This window comes from Hymenobacter arizonensis, assembly GCF_900115775.1.
GTDB classification, from domain to species: Bacteria; Bacteroidota; Bacteroidia; order Cytophagales; family Hymenobacteraceae; genus Hymenobacter; species Hymenobacter arizonensis.
In genome coordinates this window covers 616,280-634,644 of record NZ_FOXS01000001.1, presented here as the reverse complement: position 1 = coordinate 634,644, position 18,365 = coordinate 616,280, and the positions used below count along the sequence as shown (strand labels likewise).

Annotated in this window: 11 protein-coding genes; 1 reads left to right on the top strand and 10 read right to left on the bottom strand. The window is 58.0% G+C overall.

Features of this window, described 5'->3' with window-relative positions; translation table 11 throughout:
• Positions 1-2: 2 nt before the first annotated feature.
• The 5 genes from BMZ66_RS02680 to BMZ66_RS02660 form a co-directional block, all read right to left on the bottom strand.
• Positions 3-1,784: a serine hydrolase domain-containing protein gene (locus tag BMZ66_RS02680; protein ID WP_143080019.1), complete on the bottom strand. Its 1,782-nt coding sequence runs from the start codon at positions 1,782-1,784 to the stop codon at positions 3-5.
• Between the two features lie 538 nt (positions 1,785-2,322).
• A complete protein-coding gene (locus BMZ66_RS02675) occupies positions 2,323-4,140 on the bottom strand; it encodes a glycoside hydrolase family 15 protein (protein ID WP_092668673.1) in 1,818 nt (605 codons plus the stop codon).
• A gap of 186 nt (positions 4,141-4,326) precedes the next feature.
• Positions 4,327-5,034: a rhodanese-like domain-containing protein gene (locus tag BMZ66_RS25945; RefSeq protein WP_234794950.1), complete on the bottom strand. Its 708-nt coding sequence runs from the start codon at positions 5,032-5,034 to the stop codon at positions 4,327-4,329.
• A gap of 308 nt (positions 5,035-5,342) precedes the next feature.
• On the bottom strand, positions 5,343-7,103 hold the full coding sequence (locus BMZ66_RS02665) for a right-handed parallel beta-helix repeat-containing protein (protein ID WP_092668671.1): 1,761 nt from the start codon (positions 7,101-7,103) through the stop codon (positions 5,343-5,345).
• 729 nt (positions 7,104-7,832) lie between these two features.
• Entirely contained in the window at positions 7,833-10,232 is a 2,400-nt protein-coding gene (locus tag BMZ66_RS02660) for a glycosyltransferase family 2 protein (protein WP_234794949.1), read from the bottom strand.
• A gap of 382 nt (positions 10,233-10,614) precedes the next feature.
• On the opposite strand from BMZ66_RS02660, the gene BMZ66_RS02655 reads away from it, so the two are divergent.
• A complete protein-coding gene (locus tag BMZ66_RS02655) occupies positions 10,615-11,952 on the top strand; it encodes a glycoside hydrolase family 2 TIM barrel-domain containing protein (protein WP_092668669.1) in 1,338 nt (445 codons plus the stop codon).
• 40 nt (positions 11,953-11,992) lie between these two features.
• On the opposite strand, the gene ligA is transcribed toward BMZ66_RS02655, so the two are convergent.
• The 5 genes from ligA to BMZ66_RS02630 all read right to left on the bottom strand — a co-directional run bounded on the left by ligA (position 11,993) and on the right by BMZ66_RS02630 (position 18,341).
• On the bottom strand, positions 11,993-14,098 hold the full coding sequence (ligA, locus tag BMZ66_RS02650) for an NAD-dependent DNA ligase LigA (protein ID WP_092668667.1): 2,106 nt from the start codon (positions 14,096-14,098) through the stop codon (positions 11,993-11,995).
• Between the two features lie 141 nt (positions 14,099-14,239).
• A complete protein-coding gene (locus tag BMZ66_RS02645) occupies positions 14,240-14,863 on the bottom strand; it encodes a DUF4920 domain-containing protein (RefSeq protein ID WP_092668665.1) in 624 nt (207 codons plus the stop codon).
• A gap of 93 nt (positions 14,864-14,956) precedes the next feature.
• On the bottom strand, positions 14,957-15,577 hold the full coding sequence (locus tag BMZ66_RS02640) for a hypothetical protein (protein ID WP_143080017.1): 621 nt from the start codon (positions 15,575-15,577) through the stop codon (positions 14,957-14,959).
• 161 nt (positions 15,578-15,738) lie between these two features.
• Positions 15,739-16,464, bottom strand: a complete 726-nt coding sequence (locus BMZ66_RS02635; RefSeq protein ID WP_143080016.1) for a hypothetical protein — start codon at positions 16,462-16,464, stop codon at positions 15,739-15,741.
• A gap of 41 nt (positions 16,465-16,505) precedes the next feature.
• Positions 16,506-18,341 (bottom strand): S8 family serine peptidase, encoded by a 1,836-nt coding sequence (locus BMZ66_RS02630; protein WP_177204565.1) that lies wholly within the window; start codon positions 18,339-18,341, stop codon positions 16,506-16,508.
• Positions 18,342-18,365 lie beyond the last annotated feature (24 nt).

Genomic DNA, 18,365 nt, shown 5'->3' with positions numbered 1-18,365 from the left:
GCCTACTGCCGGGCCAGGCGCAGGCTGCTTTCCCGACCCGTGCGCCGCACGTGCAGCACCGCTGGGCTGGGCGGCTGCTGTCTCGTTGGCACGTTGCGCACAGGCTGCACGTCGCCTGCCACATGGGCTTGGCGGGGCGACTTGGCGACTGACGAAGGCCGCTGCGGACGGCCACTAGCCCCCGTAACTCCCTGTACGGGGCCGGTATACACGGCAAGCTGGGGCGGCTCTTGCGCCAGTACTTGGGGTTGCAGCACCAAGGTGGCGTTGCCCTCCAGTGTGTATACGGGGCGGTTGTTGGTGGTGGAGTCCTGGCGGTATTCCACCACCCGGGCATAATAGGTAATACTCGGCTGTAGGGTGGGCAGCAGGGCCGCGCTGGCGGTACCGTTGGCCACCACCAGCGTTCCGTCGCTTAGCACTTTACCTTCCGGATACACCGTGCCATCCACGGGAAAGGCTGTGCTGCAGCCATTGGGCTTGAGCAGGAGCAGACGATGGGAGCCGTTGCCGTTGGCCCAGCTGATATGGGCGTGGGCCGAATCAGTAGCGCTGGCATCGAGTTGGGAAGCATTGCGTTCGGGCGCAAAAAGGTTGTGTGCTGGCCACTTACGCGCCTTATCAACCCAGTTCCACCCCAGGGCTTTGAGCTCGTGCCAGAATTGAGTAGTGTTGTTGTCAGTGTTCAGCAGAATGGCCCAGGTGTAGCCCCCGGCCGAACGCATCACCAGGGTAGAAGTACCATCGAGCAGGCCAGTGTGCCACCAGTTGTGGCCATCTACCATCCAACCCTTGCTGTACCAAGGCGTAAGGGCCGAGGGGGTAGTCATGCTTTTCAACGTGGCCGGCGCCAGCAAGTCGGGCCGGGTGTCGGAGCCGTCGGCCGCGAGAATCAGCCGCACTAGGTCGCGGGCCGAGAACATCCAGCCGCCGTGTGCGTTCATGGCTTCTACCTGAAATCCGCCGTAGGCTGCTGGCACTTTCAGGCCAGTGTTGTAGCACGAAATCATATTCGACCGGCTGAGGTAGTCGCTTTCGCGTTCGCGCCGGGCGGTGGGCAGGTTTTGGGCAAGGTGGGCTTCGAGCACGCCGCTGGGCTCGAGCACGTTTTGGCGCACCCAAGTGCCATAGAGCTGGTGCGTGACGGCTTCCACCACTTTCCCCAACACCAAATAGCCAATGTTTGAGTACGCAAACCGGGTGCCTGGGGCGTAGTTGAGGCCTTGCCGAAGCATGTACCGGATGATGGTGGAATCGCCCACGGGGTTGGGCACGCGCATCACCTTGGCCACGTGGGTGGGGAAATCGATGGGGTCGCAGCCGCCGTAGCCGTCGCAGCCAATGTCACGGTCCCAGCCCCCGGTGTGCTCCAGCAGTTGCTGCACGGTCACCTCGTGCAAGCGCAGGTCTTTAATCTCTTTGTTATAAGCGGCGCCTTTGAGGTAGCCAGTCGGGCCGAATACTTTGTGAGAAAGCGTAAGCTTGCCTTGCTCCACCAGCTTCATAACAGCCAGCGCGGTCACGCTCTTCGAGATGCTGGCCACCCGCATCAGGTGGTAGGGCTGCAGCGGCACGGTGCGGTCCACGTCGGCGTAGCCAAAAGCACGGTCATACACCAGCTGCCCGTCCTTTGATAGCGCGACCGAAGCCCCCAATACCTTCCAGCGCCGCATGAAATCCTGCATCGATTCGTCGCAGTGTGCCAGCTCGGGCACCGCAATTCCCGTTTGGGCCATGCTGGTAAAGCATAGCAGCCCCAGAAGAAGAGTAATTAATGCTTTCACCTAGAATAAATAGATAAGTCAAAACACCGTTAGTAGCTATTAATTAGCTGAGCGGTTGACTAAGCAAATTTATTGCATTACCCTAAGTTTAAAAAATTGAACGTTTCCTAAATTTTTATGATTATTCCGATTTAAACAAGATGAATGCTATATACTCCAAATGTTATTTGACCCTACTCATCAAGCCATTTAATTGATTTACAGATAATTAAAATCATTCTGGATTTCGCTTCCTTCTCAACCAAAGAGTTTGATTCAGTAAATTTTATTTTTAGCAGGTAATTATATTATTTGCCGACAACCTTCTAGCAAAGCATCGCTAGACTGCTCAACTATTTGGAGTCTTTCAACATTTGCTTCAACAACCTTAAGTTATACCTATAGCCTACTTATTTTGAGCGCATTGCTGCCATTTTCCGAGGCAAATACGACCGCATTTAGGCGCAAAAAAGAGCCCCTCGCTTGGGCAAGGGGCTCTTGGCTTAAGTGGCAGCCTTAGCGTGGCTACAGCCACGAGGCAGTAGACACTTGAAACGGCTTACACAAACCCGGGCCGGTCCAGCTTTTTGGCAATGCGATACGCGGCGTTCATCAGCCCAACGTGGCTGTAGGCCTGAGGGAAATTGCCCCATTGCGACCCGGTTTTGGCATCTACATCTTCGCTAAGCAAGCCAAGGTGGTTGGTGTAGCCGATTAGCTTCTCAAACTCCCGGATGGCATCGTCGACACGGCCGACTACAGCCAGTGCTTCCACGTACCAGAAGGAGCAGATGAGGAAAGTGGTTTCGGGCGTGCCAAAGTCGTCGGCGTGGCGGTAGCGGTAAAACAGACCTTCTTTGGTTTTTAAGTCTTTCTCCAAGGCTTCGAGGTGCCGGCGCGCCCGCTCAGAATGCGGGTCGAGGTAGCCCATGAGGATGAGCTGCAGAGTGCTGGCATCAAGGTGAGGCGAGCCAATGGCGTTGGTGTAGGCTCCTAGCTCAGGGCTATAGCACTGCTCGATGCGGCGGGCTGCCTCTTCGTTCAGCTCGGTCGCAAGCGACTCCATGGCGGTGTTGCCAAGGGTGCGGGCCACCTTGCGGGCGGCGTGACTGCCAGCCCAATGAAAGAGATACGTGTAGCAGTGGTACTGAGCCAGGTTTCGGAACTCCCACAGGCCCGCGTCGGGCATGTCCATGGTGGCCTTTATCAGCCCCAGTGCCTCGTACATGAGGGCTTCGGGGTTGGTCCGTTCGGGGTCGACAAAGCGCTGGTCGACGTAGAGCGGCAGCAGCGCCACCAGCACCTGCCCGTACACGTCGTTTTGCACATGGGTGTAGGCATCGTTGCCAATGCGCACGGGCTGGTTGCCCATGTAGCCTTCCAAATCAAGCTCCTGCTCTACCAGCTCCGAGGCGCCACTGATGCCGTACAGAGGCTGGTACTTGCCCTTAATTTTCGACGAAATGTTGGCGATGTAGTGAAAATACCGCTCCATTTCCTCGAAGTGACCAATGTTGTTGAACGCCGTGAGGATGTAATACGTGTCGCGCATCCAGCAGTAGCGGTAGTCCCAGTTGCGGGTGCTGCCGGGGGCCTCGGGCAGGCTCGTGGTGCTGGCCGCAATAATTGCACCGGTGTCCTCGTACTGGTGCACCTTCAGGGCCAGGGCCGAGCGGATGACTTGCTCCTGGTGAAAGTTGCCAATGCTCATATTTTTCACCCACTTGCGCCAGTACTCAATGGTGCTGCGCAGAAACCGTTCGGCCGTGCTCTCCAACGGAGCTTCCAGCGGAGCGCCATAGGTCAGCACCAGGTACTTGGGCTCGTTGAGGGCAAAGTCCTCTTCATCCAGCACGTACGTGAGCGGAATGTTGGTGGTGAGGCGGATTTCCTCTTCCAGCCCGAGGTAGGCAATGTGGTTGGAGCTGCGGCGGCGGCTCAGCTCCTTGCTGCCGTATTCGCCCACGGGGTTGCAGGTTACCCGCACGCGGGGAGCGCCTTCCAGCGGCTCCAGCTTGCGGATAAACATGAGGGGCTTGTAGTAGCGCTCGTATTGCGAGAAGCGCGGGGCAAAGTCCGTCACGCGGTAGCGGCCGTCGTCGGTTGTAATTTCGGTGCACAGCACATTGGTATTTTCCAGGTAGTACTGCTCAGAGCTGAAGTTGGCACCAGCGGCCGGCAGGATACTGCATTCGCCCCCTTTACGGGAATCGAGCAGGCTGCCAAACACAAAGCTGCTATCGAAGCGCGGCCAGCAGAGCCAGGCCACCGACGTGTCTTTTCGGATGAGGGCGAGGAAGGCACAGTTGCCCACCAGGCCCATCTCATAGATGTGTTTTGTGGGAGTGGGCGAAGGCAGCAAGGTTTCAGCAGTCATATATTTCAAGTAAGTACGCGGGTTGGGCCCAGCCGTTTGGCTGCCGGGTATCAAGCAAAAAGACCCGGCAGCCACCTGCCGGGTCTTTTTGGTTACATAGAAATACGCCGGAATGCGGCCGAGGTTACTGCTTTGCTTTAGGGGGCAGTCCCGCCCGGCAACCCGAAGGTGCCTGACGCGACTGCATTAGTTGACGCCCGCCGCCTTCAACTGGCTGTAGCCACCCACGTTGGTGACCGTGCCAATGCCTTGTGCCTGCATGAGCTGGGCAGCTTGGCCGCTGCGGTTGCCAGAGGCGCAATAGAGCACGTAGCGCGCATCAGGGTCGAGCAAGCTCAATTGCTGGTGAAAGTTTGGCGAACGGAAGTCTAAATTTTGGGCACGCTCCAGGTGCCCGGCGGCAAATTCCTCGGGCGTGCGCACATCAAGCACCAAGGCCTGCGGGTCGGCCAGCAGCTGAGTGGCGGTAGCGATGTCTACAGCGGGCAGCGGCGAGCTCACCTTCGCCCCCGATTTGATGCCGGAGCCTTTGGCGGCTGGGTCCTGAACAATGGTAGCTGATTGGTGCACCACCACCACAAAAGGATAATCGCCCTTCATCTGGCTGTAGATGGTGGCCTCATAATCTGGGCCTTTGAACCGAACGGCCTCGCAGCCGGCACAGGTCACGGGCTGAGCTTCGAGCTTTTGGCTTTTGAGTTCGCTGCGCAACTGCCGCACGCAGGAAGCCTGCGTGGTCTTAAGTACTACGTCCTGGCCGGGGCGCTGCGGGCGCACCGTGAGCCGGGACAGGGCCAGCGCCCCTCCTGCTGCCACAGCGGGAGTCCAAAACGCCTCGCGCGAACCGGCCGCAGGGGCATTAAATGTCCACCCGGAGGACAGGTGCTGTGTCACGACTTGCGGCGCAGAGAGAGCCGTAGCCTCAGCTCCTATGGCTAGCAACTCCGACAAACTCAAGCACTGGCCTTGCACAGCAAGCGGAGCCGCAGCACGCAACAAAAAGAGAAACAATAGTATTGTTATTCGCATGGATGGGAAAAATAGAGGAACAATATCGGTATTTAAGTCCGGTACACAAAAATGCAGCCGAAAATATTCCTCAATATTTCCTTTAAAACAAAACATAATCCAGCCCTTTCCGCTGCACAGAAGCATGTGCAGCGGAAAGGGCTGGATTTAGCACCTACTTAGGCAATAGGCTCCTAATTTGTGAGGGTGAGGCGGGTAGATTTCAGTCCGCACCGAACCACATAAACCCCCGGCGCCAAGCCATCGGCCGGCAGTCCGGCTATCCCATCGGCTGCTACCAGGGCGCTGGCAAGCAGGCGGCCCTGCGCGTCGAAGAGGTGGGCCTGAGTAGCCGGCTCGCCTTGCACGCGCACCACGTTGCCGGGCTGGGCCGGATTGGGCCACACGTGCAGCCGGGTTTCTCTGGCCGCCAAGCGGGCCGAAAGTGTGCGGACTGGCGAATAAGTGGATTTACCGTCGGTGTCGACTTGGCGCAGGCGGTAGTACACCGTATTGGCTGCGTAGCGCGTCACATTCTGGTCGGCGTACTGGTAGTGTTGGGCCCGGGAGCTGTTGCCTTGGCCATGCACTTGGTGCAGGGCCGTGAACGTTTGGCCGTTAGTGCTGCTTTCCACAACGAAGTAGGCGTTGTCTTTTTCGGTAGCGGTGGTCCAGCGCAGCATAGCGCCGTTGCCATCCTGCTCGGCAGTAAAGGCAGTAAGCTCCACGGGCAGCGGCGCAGCAACCGAGGTCAGGTTTCCTTCAAAGGCGCCGATGTTGCCGCGAGCTGGGGCTTGCACCGTGGGGTTGCCAATGAAGTCGCGGGGCCCGGGACTGATGCTGAACTCTGCCTGCAAGTTGAGGCCAGCAGCCTTAACCGGCGACGTAGCCAAAGGGGCAGCAGTTGCGGAACGAGCAAGCAAGGGGTCGGCATTGAGGCCGGTGGCATTGCCGTTGGCGAGCTGTTCCTGGCCGGTAGCGGCGCGCCAGGTCTGCAAATCGGGGAAGGCGGTTCCGCCCCATTCTACTGTTAGGGGAGCATCGGCGCTCCAGTAGCAGTTGCCCTCCAGGCGCAGGCCGGCGGCCGAAAGCGTTGTTAAAACAGGCAAGCCACCGCTGGTTTGCAACACGTTGTTGCGCAATGTGATGTCGGAGATTCCGCCGCTCATGATGTACACGGCCCTCGGCCGCGTGCCGTTGGCGGGTGGGCTCATTAGCACGGTGTTGTTGTGGAAGCTGGCGCGCGCAATGCCGCCGTTGGCTCCTGACGACCATACGGCCAGGGCACCTTGGTTGTGCCCGCGGGCGTCGTTTTCGCTGATGTTGTAGCGCACGATGAGGTCGTGCATGGGGGCCGCGTCGGGAAACTGCGCCAGCAGATACCCCGCGCCCTGGTTGTCGTGCGAGTAGTTGTACTGCATTACCGAATTGGTGCAACCTCCGTCCAGGTCAAAACCGCCGCCGTCGATGCCAGTGCCCGACTGGTTGTGATGCGACTCGCAGAGTTGAATCACGAGGTTGTTGCAGGCCCAGCCCCAAATGCCAACCGGCCCACCCGCCGTATTGCCGTTGAGCCACCCATTATTATAAGCCTTGCAGCGCTCGACGATTACGCCGTCGATGCCGGCCAGCACGATGCCGTTGCCGGTGTGCGTATGGGTGATGTTGGCCCGGCCGGAGTTGTCGTACGCTTCACAGTTGCCCACGTACCAGTTGTGGTGGGCTTGCCCTTGCAAAGGAAAAAACTGATACGAGCTCAGCCCGGCTTCACCATTGGCGTGGAAGCGGCTGTTAGTAATGCGCACGTCGCTAAAGCCGCTGGTGCCGTTCCAGCTGCCTATCAAAGCACCCGACTTCTGGTAGCCGCTCACGTCCAGGCTGTCCATACGCAGGTGCTGCAGGTGGGTATTGGCTTGGTCGAGGTAGAACGTGACACCTGAGGTAGTATTTATCATCCGGCCAGCGCCGACAAAAGCCAAACGACGGAGCTCAATGCCAGCCGTGTTATAAGCATGAAACCCAAATGAGTTGCCGCTAGCTATGGTGGCGCGCCCGGCCCCATATGAGCTAAAAACGATGGGTTGCGCGGGCGTTCCTTGGCTTGTGTGGGTCAGTGAAATACCACCAGCAAACGTCTCGCCTCCTTCAAACAAGATTTTGTCCCCGGGCTGAAACGTCGTGGCATTCACTTTAGCTATGGTGCGCCAAGCCGTCGCTACAGACGTGCCGGCCTGCGAGTCACTACCGCCAGTACTTATATAGAAAGTTGAAGCCTTTGAAGGACGACCAGCAACCACAGCAATAAATAGTAAGAGTATAATTTTTAATTTCATGTAGCATCATTAAAAAGTGACGCTACAAAACTAATTCATCCGACCTTTATTAAAATATCAACATTAGGTCAGTCTTTTTATAATAAAACAAGAACTTTTCAGGTTAAATATTCAATTCTTGAGCTGGCATTCTTTTCAGAATAAAATTGTATTCTCAAAAAATGAATACAAAAACCAAATTTGCTTTGGCCCGTGAGGAGGAGAAGCCAGCTTGTAGGTTTTGTAAATAAAAGTTGCCAAGGCGATGCCCCGCGCACTTACTCTAATCTCAGGTACTAAAGTTTTCCTTCTAACCTTAGTGACGCAAGCCAAGGTCGAAGTAGGGCAATATCCGGCAAATAAATCAGGAGATTACCCTTTGGGATTGATAAGAGTAACCTGTACGTCAGTCGCTGGTTCTGTACTCTGGGAGAGGGGAAAATTGCTCCTCAAATCTTGGCCTACGGAGTGGTGCAGTGGCAAAGAAGTAATGTTTACCGGTGCGTAGCTGTCGTAAACGACAGCTCGTATCTCAGGGTATTGAGAAGCAACCCGACGCGCCAGCACGTTGGGACCAGGAGCGTTGGCTGGCAAAGTTGCCAAAAGCAGTACTGGCTTCCGGTGCAGTTCGAACTGCTGCGCTGCCTGCAGGCGCATGCTCGAGTACTCATCACTGCCCTCTTCCCCTGTTGGGTGGTCAGCTACCATCCAATCAAAGTACGCCCCCCCAGGGCAATAGTCAGCTACCGCATCTAGGCGGGGCGGTGTCCAAAGCCATACAATATTGTGTACGTTCTCTGCTCCGAACGCAGTAATCATATCACGCCAGGCGCGGCGGTAGTCTACCGGTGATTTTGTTGCAAAGAGGGGGCGTAACATGATTGGCCGGGTGGCTCCTCGCTTAAACTGCCGTGCGATGTACTGCCATTGCTTCACACTGTAAGCCTGCGCTGGCACGGGCCAGGTCAGCAACGGCACTTCGTTTGCCCGCAGCTGGCGCAAGGCCTCTGGAGGACCGTGTAGTAAACTACTGGCATCCACAACAAAGGGCTTAATGTCGTTACCCTTGTAAGTGGACAACACTGACCCTGTCGCCACAGCGGCAGGTGCATTCGGCGCCAAGTCCAGCCCGGTATGCACGGCGAGGCCGCCACTTTTCGCCCAGGCTATTTGGGTTATCGGCTTGATAACATCCGTCAGCATAAGCAACTGTAGTAGGGCCACTGTGCCCCCTACACCCAGCGACAAACCAACGGCAGACTGCCGCAATCCCCCGCCCACAATCCGAGCGATTGCCGCGTACTGACGATTTAGCCAAAGCACCAAGGGGCGATAAGGCGCAGAAGCCATGTCGCGCACAAAATTACGGAGGGCATCGTGCTGCCCCATGACGGCGGCAGCTAGTAGAATGGCCGCTAGCAACAGCGACAGCGCCACCATCAGGTGGGTATAGGTGGTGAGGGACTGCATGCGACCCACCTTGCAGGCGCCGAGCAGCAACACGGCGGCCAGTAAGTTGGGCAGCGATACGCGCCACTCGTTGGGCAGCCGTCCTTCGTCTTTGGGTGTTGGGATATAAGGCACTCGCACCTGGAACAAGGCATAAACAAAGCCCAAGGTGTATACCCACCACGTGCCAACCCGCAAAAAGCCCCCTACCAGGTGCAGGCCACGTTCGTGGGGTTCGCGCAGCCACTGCTGCGCGTAGCACCGAATAAGCAAGCTAATGCCCCACAGCGGAATCATGTGGATGGCAAATTCCTGCAAGGGCACATACCATGGAAACTTTGCCAGCAGCAAAGACGCTATAGGCACCGCGATGTCTATAAGCGTGACCACGCCCGAAAAGAAATACAAAGGCAACGTGAGGTAATGCAAGCGCTGCGGCCACGTAAAGCGGCTCCACAGCTTGGGATATACCCGCAGCAGCAGGTCGAAGGCGCCCCTTGCCCACTTCAACTGCTGGGCATAGAATGCGCCCAGCGAAGACGGTACCAATCCGCGACTGAGCACCTTGGGTACGTACACAGACTTCCAACCCTCGGCGTGCAGGCGCATGGCGGTGTGCATGTCTTCGGTGAGACCGGCCGCATGCCCTCCAATAGAGTCGAGCGCCTCACGGCGGAAGGTGCAGTTGGCACCTATGGCTTGCACCGTGCCGTAGCCATTCATGCCCATCATGAGGGGGCCGTAGAAATGGTAGGTTTGCTCGGCTGCGCCTTGGGCTACGAGACTTTCTTCCTGATTGCCGTAGGCCTGCACCACTTGCACAAAGCCTATTTTCTCATCTTCAAAAAAAGGAATTACCTGGTCCAGAAAATCAGGTGCCAACACGTGGTCGGGGTCGAGCACCACGCAGAGCTCTCCGGTGGCCTGCCGGAGCGCATTGTTGATGTTTCCTGCTTTGGCGTTTGTTTTTTCCTGACGTGTGACATGAATCACGCCTAGCCGCTCGCACTCGCGCCGCAGCAAGGGGTCGTTGCCTTCATCGCACAGGTAACTAGTGTGCGGATAAGTCAGTGCTTGCATGGACTCAAGCGTGCGCACAATCATGTCGTGGGGCTCCCCGGGGCAAGCAGTTGTCAGCACATCCACAGTGCGCAGGCTAACCCACTCCGGGGCAGGTGCTACAGGCTCTTGCACCTGAACGTAATGCGCCCACTCGTGCAGCATACGCAGCATTTTGAAGCCCAATGATACAGCCAGGAGCCAAAACAAAGGTGCGTACCCAATATGCTCGGGGTCAATAAACCATACCAAAAAATAGAGCATGGCCGCTAGCCCTAAGCCCACCAGCACACGCATAGCCCGTACGCCCGCCACCAGCCTAAACCCTACTGAATAAGCAGCAGTATTATCAACTGGAATACTTACCAATTGGGGTTTAGTGCTCTTCTTCTTTTTTATGGGCTGATTAGGACTACTATAAACGAGCATAACAAAATAATTCTCCGGAAACCTAGAATCACTCTAACGACCAACTTCTATAATCGTTCCGTATAACGAATCATTGCAAGACTTTTACTTTTCCCCTCTTGTCACTTAATATAAGATACCGCAACTTGTTTTGACCTTCTTAATTAAACAATAATTATTCGTTATTAAATACTTAAATATAAAAGTATTTTCAATAATCAAATACCATAACTCCTTAATGTTCAATTCAATAAAAATCATAAATACTATTATTTCTCAAAAATTGAGAACAACTCTATTTCGACTTTGTATCCTGCTGCCATTAGCGAGTTGCGGAGGTTCAACCACTAGCACACCCGACGAGGCAACAAAGGCTACTGTGCGAGTAGTAAAAACGTCACAAGGGTTCCATCTGGAACGCAATGGGAAACCTTATAGACTTCGCGGCGGGGGCGGCACCCAATACTATGACCGTCTTAAAGAGGCAGGCGGTAACACAGTCCGACTGTGGAGTGCCGAGTATGCAGATGCCCTGCTAGATGAAGCTCATCGTAACGGCCTCACCGTCATGCTTGGCCTCTGGCTCGAGCCTGAAGGCAAGAGCATTGATTACTATGACCGCACTTCCGTGCAAGGCCAGCTTCAACGGCTGCGAGAGCAAGTGCTGCGGTTCCGCAACCATCCAGCGCTGCTAATGTGGAATGTGGGCAATGAACTTGACCTAGCGAAGCCGAACCCTGAACTGTACAGCGCAATCAACGAAGTGGCCTTAATGATTCGTGAGCTCGACCCCTACCACCCTATCACTACCTCTTTGACCTACCCTGCCTCGGCGTCTTACGTGGCACGCTGGGCCCCGGCAATTGACATTGTCTCCATTAATTCTTACGCTGGTCTAAGCGACTTGCCTACCAAAATCCGCGAAACTACTTGGACAGGCCCCTACATCGTCACAGAATTCGGACCAATGGGTTACTGGGAAGCAAAAAAAAGCCCTTGGGGCGCTCCGCGAGAGCAAAGTAGTGCGCAAAAAGCAGCATTCACTGCTACTCGTTACCGCCAAACGGTTATTAAAGACTCGGCTCGCTGCCTTGGGTCTTACGTGTTTTTTTGGGGCAGAAAGTTTGAAAAAACTAACTCATGGTTTAGCATATTCAATGAGGAGGGCGAAAAAACTTTGCTTGTTGATAGCATGCAATATTTATGGTCAGGCAGGCGGCCCGCCAATTGTGCTCCCTCAGTTGTTAGGCTAGAGCTGGCCGGTATGCGCGATGGAAATTTTCCACGGCTACGCCCCAACACCAACTACACATTAACGGCAATTGCCACCGACCCGGAAGGCGACGCCTTGACTGCAGTATGGGAACTATGGCCTGAGCTCGCGCCTGAGTCCAGTGCGGAAGAAAGAACGGAAGCCCTCTCAGGCTACATTAGCACTGCCACGGTGCGAGGAGCCACCTTACGCACACCCATAAAGCCCGGCGCATACCGCTTGCTCCTGACGGTGCACGATGGACACGGGGGCATAGGAACTGCCAACATTCCTTTTTTCTGCGGGTCAGAAGCCGACCTCTAAAACACTGGTTTATTTAGTAAAAAGCTCAACGACGCGCTTACTACCCAAACAGCTGGCCCTGGCTGCCTGTGTTAACTACCGGCTCTGGTGCATCTAAAGGGCCTTCAGCTGCTGCCTCAACTGGCGCGGGTAGCAAGGCCATCAACTCGGTTTCAGAGACGATAGGCACTTTGAAGCCCAGCGCTTTCTCTCGCTTGGCCGGGCCCATGTTGTCACCAGCCACCAAGTAGCTCAGCTTCTTGCTGATGGAGCCCGTAATCTTGCCACCGTTGGAAATGATAAGCTGCTGGAGCTCGTCGCGGCTGTGCTGCTCAAAAACCCCGGAAATAACGAACGTGAGGCCCGCCAAGCGGTCGGAAGCTGGTACGGGTGCTTCGCCGGTCACGGCTAGCTGCACCCCGGCTTGGCGCAGGCGCTCAATAATTTCTATGTTTTCGGGCTGACGGAACCAGTGGGCAGCGGCCACGGCTATCACCCCTCCTACTTCTGGTACGGCAGCCATTTCTTCGGCGGAGGCTGCCATCAGCGCATCAATGGTGCGGTAGTGGGCCGCTAGCTTCTGGGCTACGGTTTCGCCTACATAGCGAATCCCAAGGCCGAAGAGCACCCGGGGAAAAGTTACCTGCTTGCTGGCCTCGATGCCGGCGAGCAGGTTGTCGATGCTCTTTTGGCCCATGCGTTCCAGGGTCACCAGTTCGGTGCGGCGGGCAGGCAGGTCATAGATGTCGGCGGGCGTATTTACTAATCCCAGGTCGAAGAAGCGGCCCACCGTTTCGGCGCCCAGGCCGTCAATGTTGAGGGCTTTGCGCGACACGTAGTGCTCCAACCGAGCCTTGAGCTGGGGTGGGCAGCCACGCTCGTTGGGGCAGCGGAAATGAGCCTCGCCCTCGGGGCGCACTAGCGCGGTGCTACATGCCGGGCAGACGGTGGGGTACTCAATGGGAATGGCTTCAGCCGAGCGTGCACTCAGGTCGACTCCAGTGATTTTGGGGATGATTTCGCCGCCCTTTTCCACGTACACCATGTCGCCGAGGCGGAGGTCGAGCAACTCAATCTGGTTGGCATTGTGCAAGGTGGCGCGCTTTACCACTGTGCCGGCCAGCGGAACAGGCGTGAGCATGGCCACTGGCGTCACCGCTCCGGTTCGGCCCACGTTGTAGATAACCTCGTTGAGGCGGGTGCGGGCGGCTTCGGCGGGGTACTTGTAAGCTATGGCCCAGCGGGGGCTTTTGGCAGTGTAGCCCAACTGGTCTTGCTGCCGCAGGTCGTCAACTTTGATAACGATGCCATCGGTGGCGACGGGCAACTCAAACCGCTGCTTGGCCCACTGATGCACAAAATCAAGAACTTCAGCAATGTTGGCACAGCGGCGCCAGGTGTCGGACACCGGCAGGCCGTAACGCGTCAGGGCTTCGAGGGCGGCGCTGTGGCTGGGGAAGTGCCGGCCCGGGGTGAGCAGCGAATAGGCGTAAAAGCGCAGCTTGCGGGCGGCGACCAGTGTAGAATTTTGCAGCTTAAGCGTGCCACTGGCCGCGTTGCGCGGGTTGGCGAGCAACGGTTCTCCGTTTTGCTCGCGCTCAGCATTGAGTTCGTCGAACACGGGCAGCGGCATAAAGACTTCGCCGCGCACTTCGAAGTCCTCGGGGCGGTCCAAGCCAGCGCGCAGGGCCAGCGGCAGCGTGCGGATGGTGCGCACGTTGGCCGTTACAACGTCGCCGCGAGTGCCGTCGCCGCGGGTCACACCCTGGGTTAGCTCGCCGTGCTCGTAGCGCAGGCTCATGGCTACGCCGTCTATCTTCAATTCGCAGACGTAGCTGTAGGGCGCACCTTCCAGGCCGCGCTGCACTCGCTCGTCGAACTCCCGCAAGTCGTCCTCGGAGTAGGTGTTGCCTAAGCTGAGCATGGGAAAGCGATGAGCCGCCGTGGGAAACTGCTTGGTAATGGTGCCCCCTACCCGCCGCGTGGGCGAGTTGGGCAGAGCCAAGTCGGGGTACTCGGTTTCAAGCTGCTGCAGCTCAGCCAGCAGCTGGTCAAACTCCTGGTCGGAGACTTCCGAGATATCGAGCTGGTAGTATTGGTGGTTGAGGTGGTGCAGCCGCTCGGTGAGGGCCTGAATGCGTTGCTGAACGGCGGAAGAATCGGACATGAGCAGAGAGCCGGAAGCGGCCAGGCGGGTCGTGGTAACTAATGGCGCAAGCTACGCTAGCGTTTTAAAAAGAGTTTTGAAACCAAAAAGGCCACCTCAGCAGGCGGCCTTTTCATCAACTTCAGAATCAGTGCCTAATGTTTATTCCTGCACTAGTACGCCGTCGGCCATAAAAGTAAGCTGTTGCTCATCTTTAGTGATAGCGGCTACTTCTTTCTCCGACTTACCGGCGTCGCGCAGGTAGTGCTGCTGGTCGGCGGCGGTCACCGTGCTGCGGTGGGCCCAGCCACTCACCACCACGTTGCGGCCGCTGAGGTCCTTTGGCACAAAAAACGCGTAGTCCTTGAAGCGCACGCGCATCTCCTTGCCATCGGCGGTGGTCAGGGTCATCCAGCAGCCCTTGGCCTGGCATACGGCTTTGGCCTTGCCCATCAGCTTAACCTGGGCCGAGTCGCGGTCGCCGAGGGCGGTGCTCAGAGCGCTCATTGGCAGAGCGCCGGCGGGGGTGATGGCTGCGCCGTAGGTCTGGCCGGGGCCGGCGGCGGGCACGCGGGTGCTGGGCCCCTCGCCTTCTTCGCCTTCTTCTACCGCCTCAGGAGCAGTGGTGTTTTCTTCACTACCGGGGGGCACTTCGGCATTGTGCCCATTCACTTCAACCTGAGCCTCTTCTACAGGCAGCACGGGGTTGATGGGCGCCGATGGCACGAAGCGAATGTAGAGCAAAATGGCAACCAGTACGCCAAGGAAGGAAAGGAAAAACTTCATAACTCAAAGAGGTAAAATGTATGCTTGAATTTAAAAAACACCAACCGATAAAGCAAGTGGGCAGCTCATCGATTTTGAGCGCTAACTAACAAGTTAGTGATTAATAACCACAGCTTTGCGCAGCTTACGCACGTATGCCATCCGGCGCTCGGCCCCGCCTGCACCAATGTAATCGAAGCCGACGATGGAAGGGTCTTCGCGGAGGGCAGCCCAGGTTTTGGTGTCCAGCTCAGCGGGCTGCACGGCGTCGGCAGGCACGGCGGGCTGGCTAAAGCGGCCATCGGCAAAGAAGTTGTTCATGCCTTGCAGAATGGCAATTTCCTTTTCCCGGACGGTGGCGGCCTGCGGGTCGCTCAGGGCTTTTTCGCTGAGCAGGGCGCGGGCCGGCAGCACCTCGTGGCGCAGGGTGTCGCCGGTGCTGCTGGTCACAATAAAGTGCGCTTGAGCGGTGAGCACGCGGGGCCCGCGTAGCTGCAAAATGAAGTTGTCCTTGGTTTTGGGGTCCGAGAAGGAATGGGTGCGGCTCACGGTGTTGAGCACGGTTTTGGTTCCTACCCGGGTGCGGTCGCCGGCCACTGGCGGCTTGTAGGTAGAACGTGGGTCGACGGTGGAGTTGCTGACTTCGCGCTCGGTGCTCACGCAGGACGAGAGCTGCAACGAAAGGCTGGCCGCGACCAAGGCCAAGCCAGCGAGTTTAATAGAAGAGGATTTCATGATGGGGAAGCACAAGCAACAAGGAAGTTGCCGCACGAAGGTAAGGTGGGAAAAGCACGCATACTTACATGCTTCCAGGCAAGTATAGAAAGTCGTGCTCGCAATCATCGTTTTTTACGAAAAAGCCTGAGCAATGGGTTTGCCCTAGTGCCTGCTCGCTGCTAGAACAGGCCTATTTCCAGGCCCAGCACCAACCGGGGCAGTTCGGGCCAATTGGCGTAGCTGCTGCCGAAAACGGGCGTTAGCCGGTAGCGGCCCACCAGCGCGTACCGGTCGGCCCCGAGGCGGGCGCCGACGCTGCCCGTCCAACGCCGCAGGTACGGCAGGCCGCGCTCAGTTGTTTGAACGGAACGAATGCCCGGGGCGGGCTCGTCTTCGGTTACGCGGTTGGTGCCTACCACCCAGCCGCCGCCAGCCAGCAGGTCGAGGTAATTGCCAATGGTGTTGCCACGGCGGCCGGCGTTCAGGCGCAGGCTGGCTTCGGAATAGAGCTGGTGCAGCCCGAGGCTCTCGCGGCGGTGCAGGTCGGGCGTGGGCACAATTTTCTGACCATTCTGCGCCAGCTCGTAACGAATGTAAGAATAGCCAAGGTCGAGGTTGAGCGCCAGGGTCTGGGTGAAGCGAAACTTCAGGCGTCCGCCCACGCGCAAATCGGAGGAGCCCACGCCGTAGCGCACCCCGGCCCCGGTGCCAGCCGGCCCCGCCACCAACCCGTAGCCGGCGTAGAGATGGCCAAAATAGCTGCGGTTGGCGCCAAACATGGTTTTCACCGTGTCGTCGGCTACGTTGGCTTGCACCAGCACTTGTTGGGCGGCAGCCAGTTGGGGCAACGTGGCCAAACCAGCGGCAGCCAGAATAACACCAGCCAGCTTTTTGGGCAAACGCACGCAGCGAGAATAAAGGCTGGGAGTAGCTGTGTATGAATTCATTATTCCGAATACGTCCCGGTATAGCCTTTAAAGTACACCTTTAGCACATCGCCGCTCTGCAGCAGGCGGCGCGGCACTTGCACCACCAAGCGCTGGGTCACAGCGCGGGTCTCGTAGCGGCGGAGCACGCCGCGGCGGTCGGCCAGGTTCCAATACAGATAGGCCGGGTAGTGCGGCTCAGGCAAAGGAGCCAGGGGCGGGCTGCCGCCCGGGGCCGGCTGCTCGCGGCCCACGGGTGGCACAGGGGTTGCGGCCGAGGCCTTGGGGTCGGTTAGCTCCGCGGCTACCTGGGCCGCAGCTTCGCCCTGCTCCACCATCAACGGAAGCATCTCGGCGGGGCGCAAGGCGGCTTCGGAGCGAATGACAATGGCAATTAGGCTGTCGTGCGGCACAAAATCGAAAGTAGGCGTGAGCGCAACGGCCGGCTTGAGAGCGGGCTTGGGGGCAAAATGCTGGTAGCGCGGCCGCCCATACCCGTGGGCATAATCGAAATAAGGGAAAAGCTCAGCCGATTTTTCCATGCCCTTAAACAGTTGCATGGCCGTCAGCTGGCGGTTCTTTTGCCAGAGGCACGCGGCAAACCCTGCCACCAGCGGCGCCGAAAACGAGGTACCCTCCAGCCGCTCGTAACCCTTGGGCGTGGTGGTGAGCACTATGCCAAAGGCCGCCAGGTTGGGTTTGGCGCGGCGGTCGGCGGTCGGGCCATAGGAGCTGAATTCGGCATGCAAGCCCGTTTCGGGGTCGAGCCCGCCAATGGCCAGTACGGAGTCGGCATCGGCGGGCGTGCCGATACGTACCCAGTCGTTGTCGCCGTCGTTGCCGGCAGCACTCACCACCAATATGCCTTTGCGGGCGGCCAGGTTGGCCGCGCGGGAAATGAGGCTGCGGCGGCCGTTCATCTGTTCCGGAAAATAGCGCTGCTCGGTGTAGGCCAGCGAGGAATTGATAATATCAACCCCCAACTTGTCGGCCCATTCCACGGCGGCCAGCCAGGCTTCTTCTTCGGCGTAACGCTCCCGGCCCAGCTGCTCGGTGCGGGCCAGCAGATACTCGGCCGCAGGCGCCAGGCCCAAGGCCGGGCCGGGCACACCGCCCAGGCCAGCAGGCAAGCGGCCAGCAAGGCAGCCCATCACCTCGATGCCATGGCTGCCGGTTTGGTAAACGTCTTCGCGATTTTTCAAGAAATCATGGGTGGCCACGATGCGCTTGCTCTTCACCAGCTCCTGAAAGGCGGGGTGTTCGGGCAGGCCGCGGAAGCCAACGTCGAACACTGCAATGCGGAGCCCGCGGCCATCCAGGCCATCGGTGCGCAGGGCCGCGCCGTCGAGGTGAGCCGTTTGGCGGCGGGCCAGTAAGTAGTCATTGGCCGAGATAGGTTTGGTCGGCGGCACCACTGGTTGATGCTCTGCCAAGCCTCCCAGCCGGCGCGATGCCACCGAGCCAGCGGCCTGGGGCCAAGCCTCTACTGCCGTCACCCCGGGCAAGGTGCGCAGCTTGGTCGCTTGCGCTGGTGTGGCCCGGCACGCCACGGCATTGAACCAGCGGCTGATTAGCGTCACAGTATCGACCGTAGCTGTTACACCAGCCAGATAATCGGCACGCACCGGCAGGTCGCTAACCTCGTAGGCCGGGAGGTGCTGGCGCGCGCGCCGCGCCTGAGCCTGGGGAGTGAAGTAGCGGACCGGGTCGAACCGGACGCCGTTCTTGTCACTTAGCCTCACCCAGTAGCGGGCCGTTTGGGCGGCATGGCTGCCACTGCTTTGCGCAGTGGCCTGCGTTGCCAAGCCTGGCAGCAGCCCCAGCCCCCACAGTATGCACAGCCAATAGTTGTTCAAAATTCTGAATATTTCGCTAAAACC

Bases quoted from the DNA above. Each gene is read 5' to 3' on its own strand.
- BMZ66_RS02640 (WP_143080017.1), bottom strand. From the start codon at position 15,577: ATGAAATCCTCTTCTATTAAACTCGCTGGCTTGGCCTTGGTCGCGGCC.
- BMZ66_RS02655 (WP_092668669.1), top strand. From the start codon at position 10,615: ATGTTCAATTCAATAAAAATCATAAATACTATTATTTCTCAAAAATTG.
- BMZ66_RS02675 (WP_092668673.1), bottom strand. From the start codon at position 4,140: ATGACTGCTGAAACCTTGCTGCCTTCGCCCACTCCCACAAAACACATC.
- BMZ66_RS02665 (WP_092668671.1), bottom strand. From the start codon at position 7,103: ATGATAAATACTACCTCAGGTGTCACGTTCTACCTCGACCAAGCCAAT.
- BMZ66_RS02660 (WP_234794949.1), bottom strand. From the start codon at position 10,232: ATGCTCTATTTTTTGGTATGGTTTATTGACCCCGAGCATATTGGGTAC.
- BMZ66_RS02645 (WP_092668665.1), bottom strand. From the start codon at position 14,863: ATGAAGTTTTTCCTTTCCTTCCTTGGCGTACTGGTTGCCATTTTGCTC.
- ligA (WP_092668667.1), bottom strand. From the start codon at position 14,098: ATGTCCGATTCTTCCGCCGTTCAGCAACGCATTCAGGCCCTCACCGAG.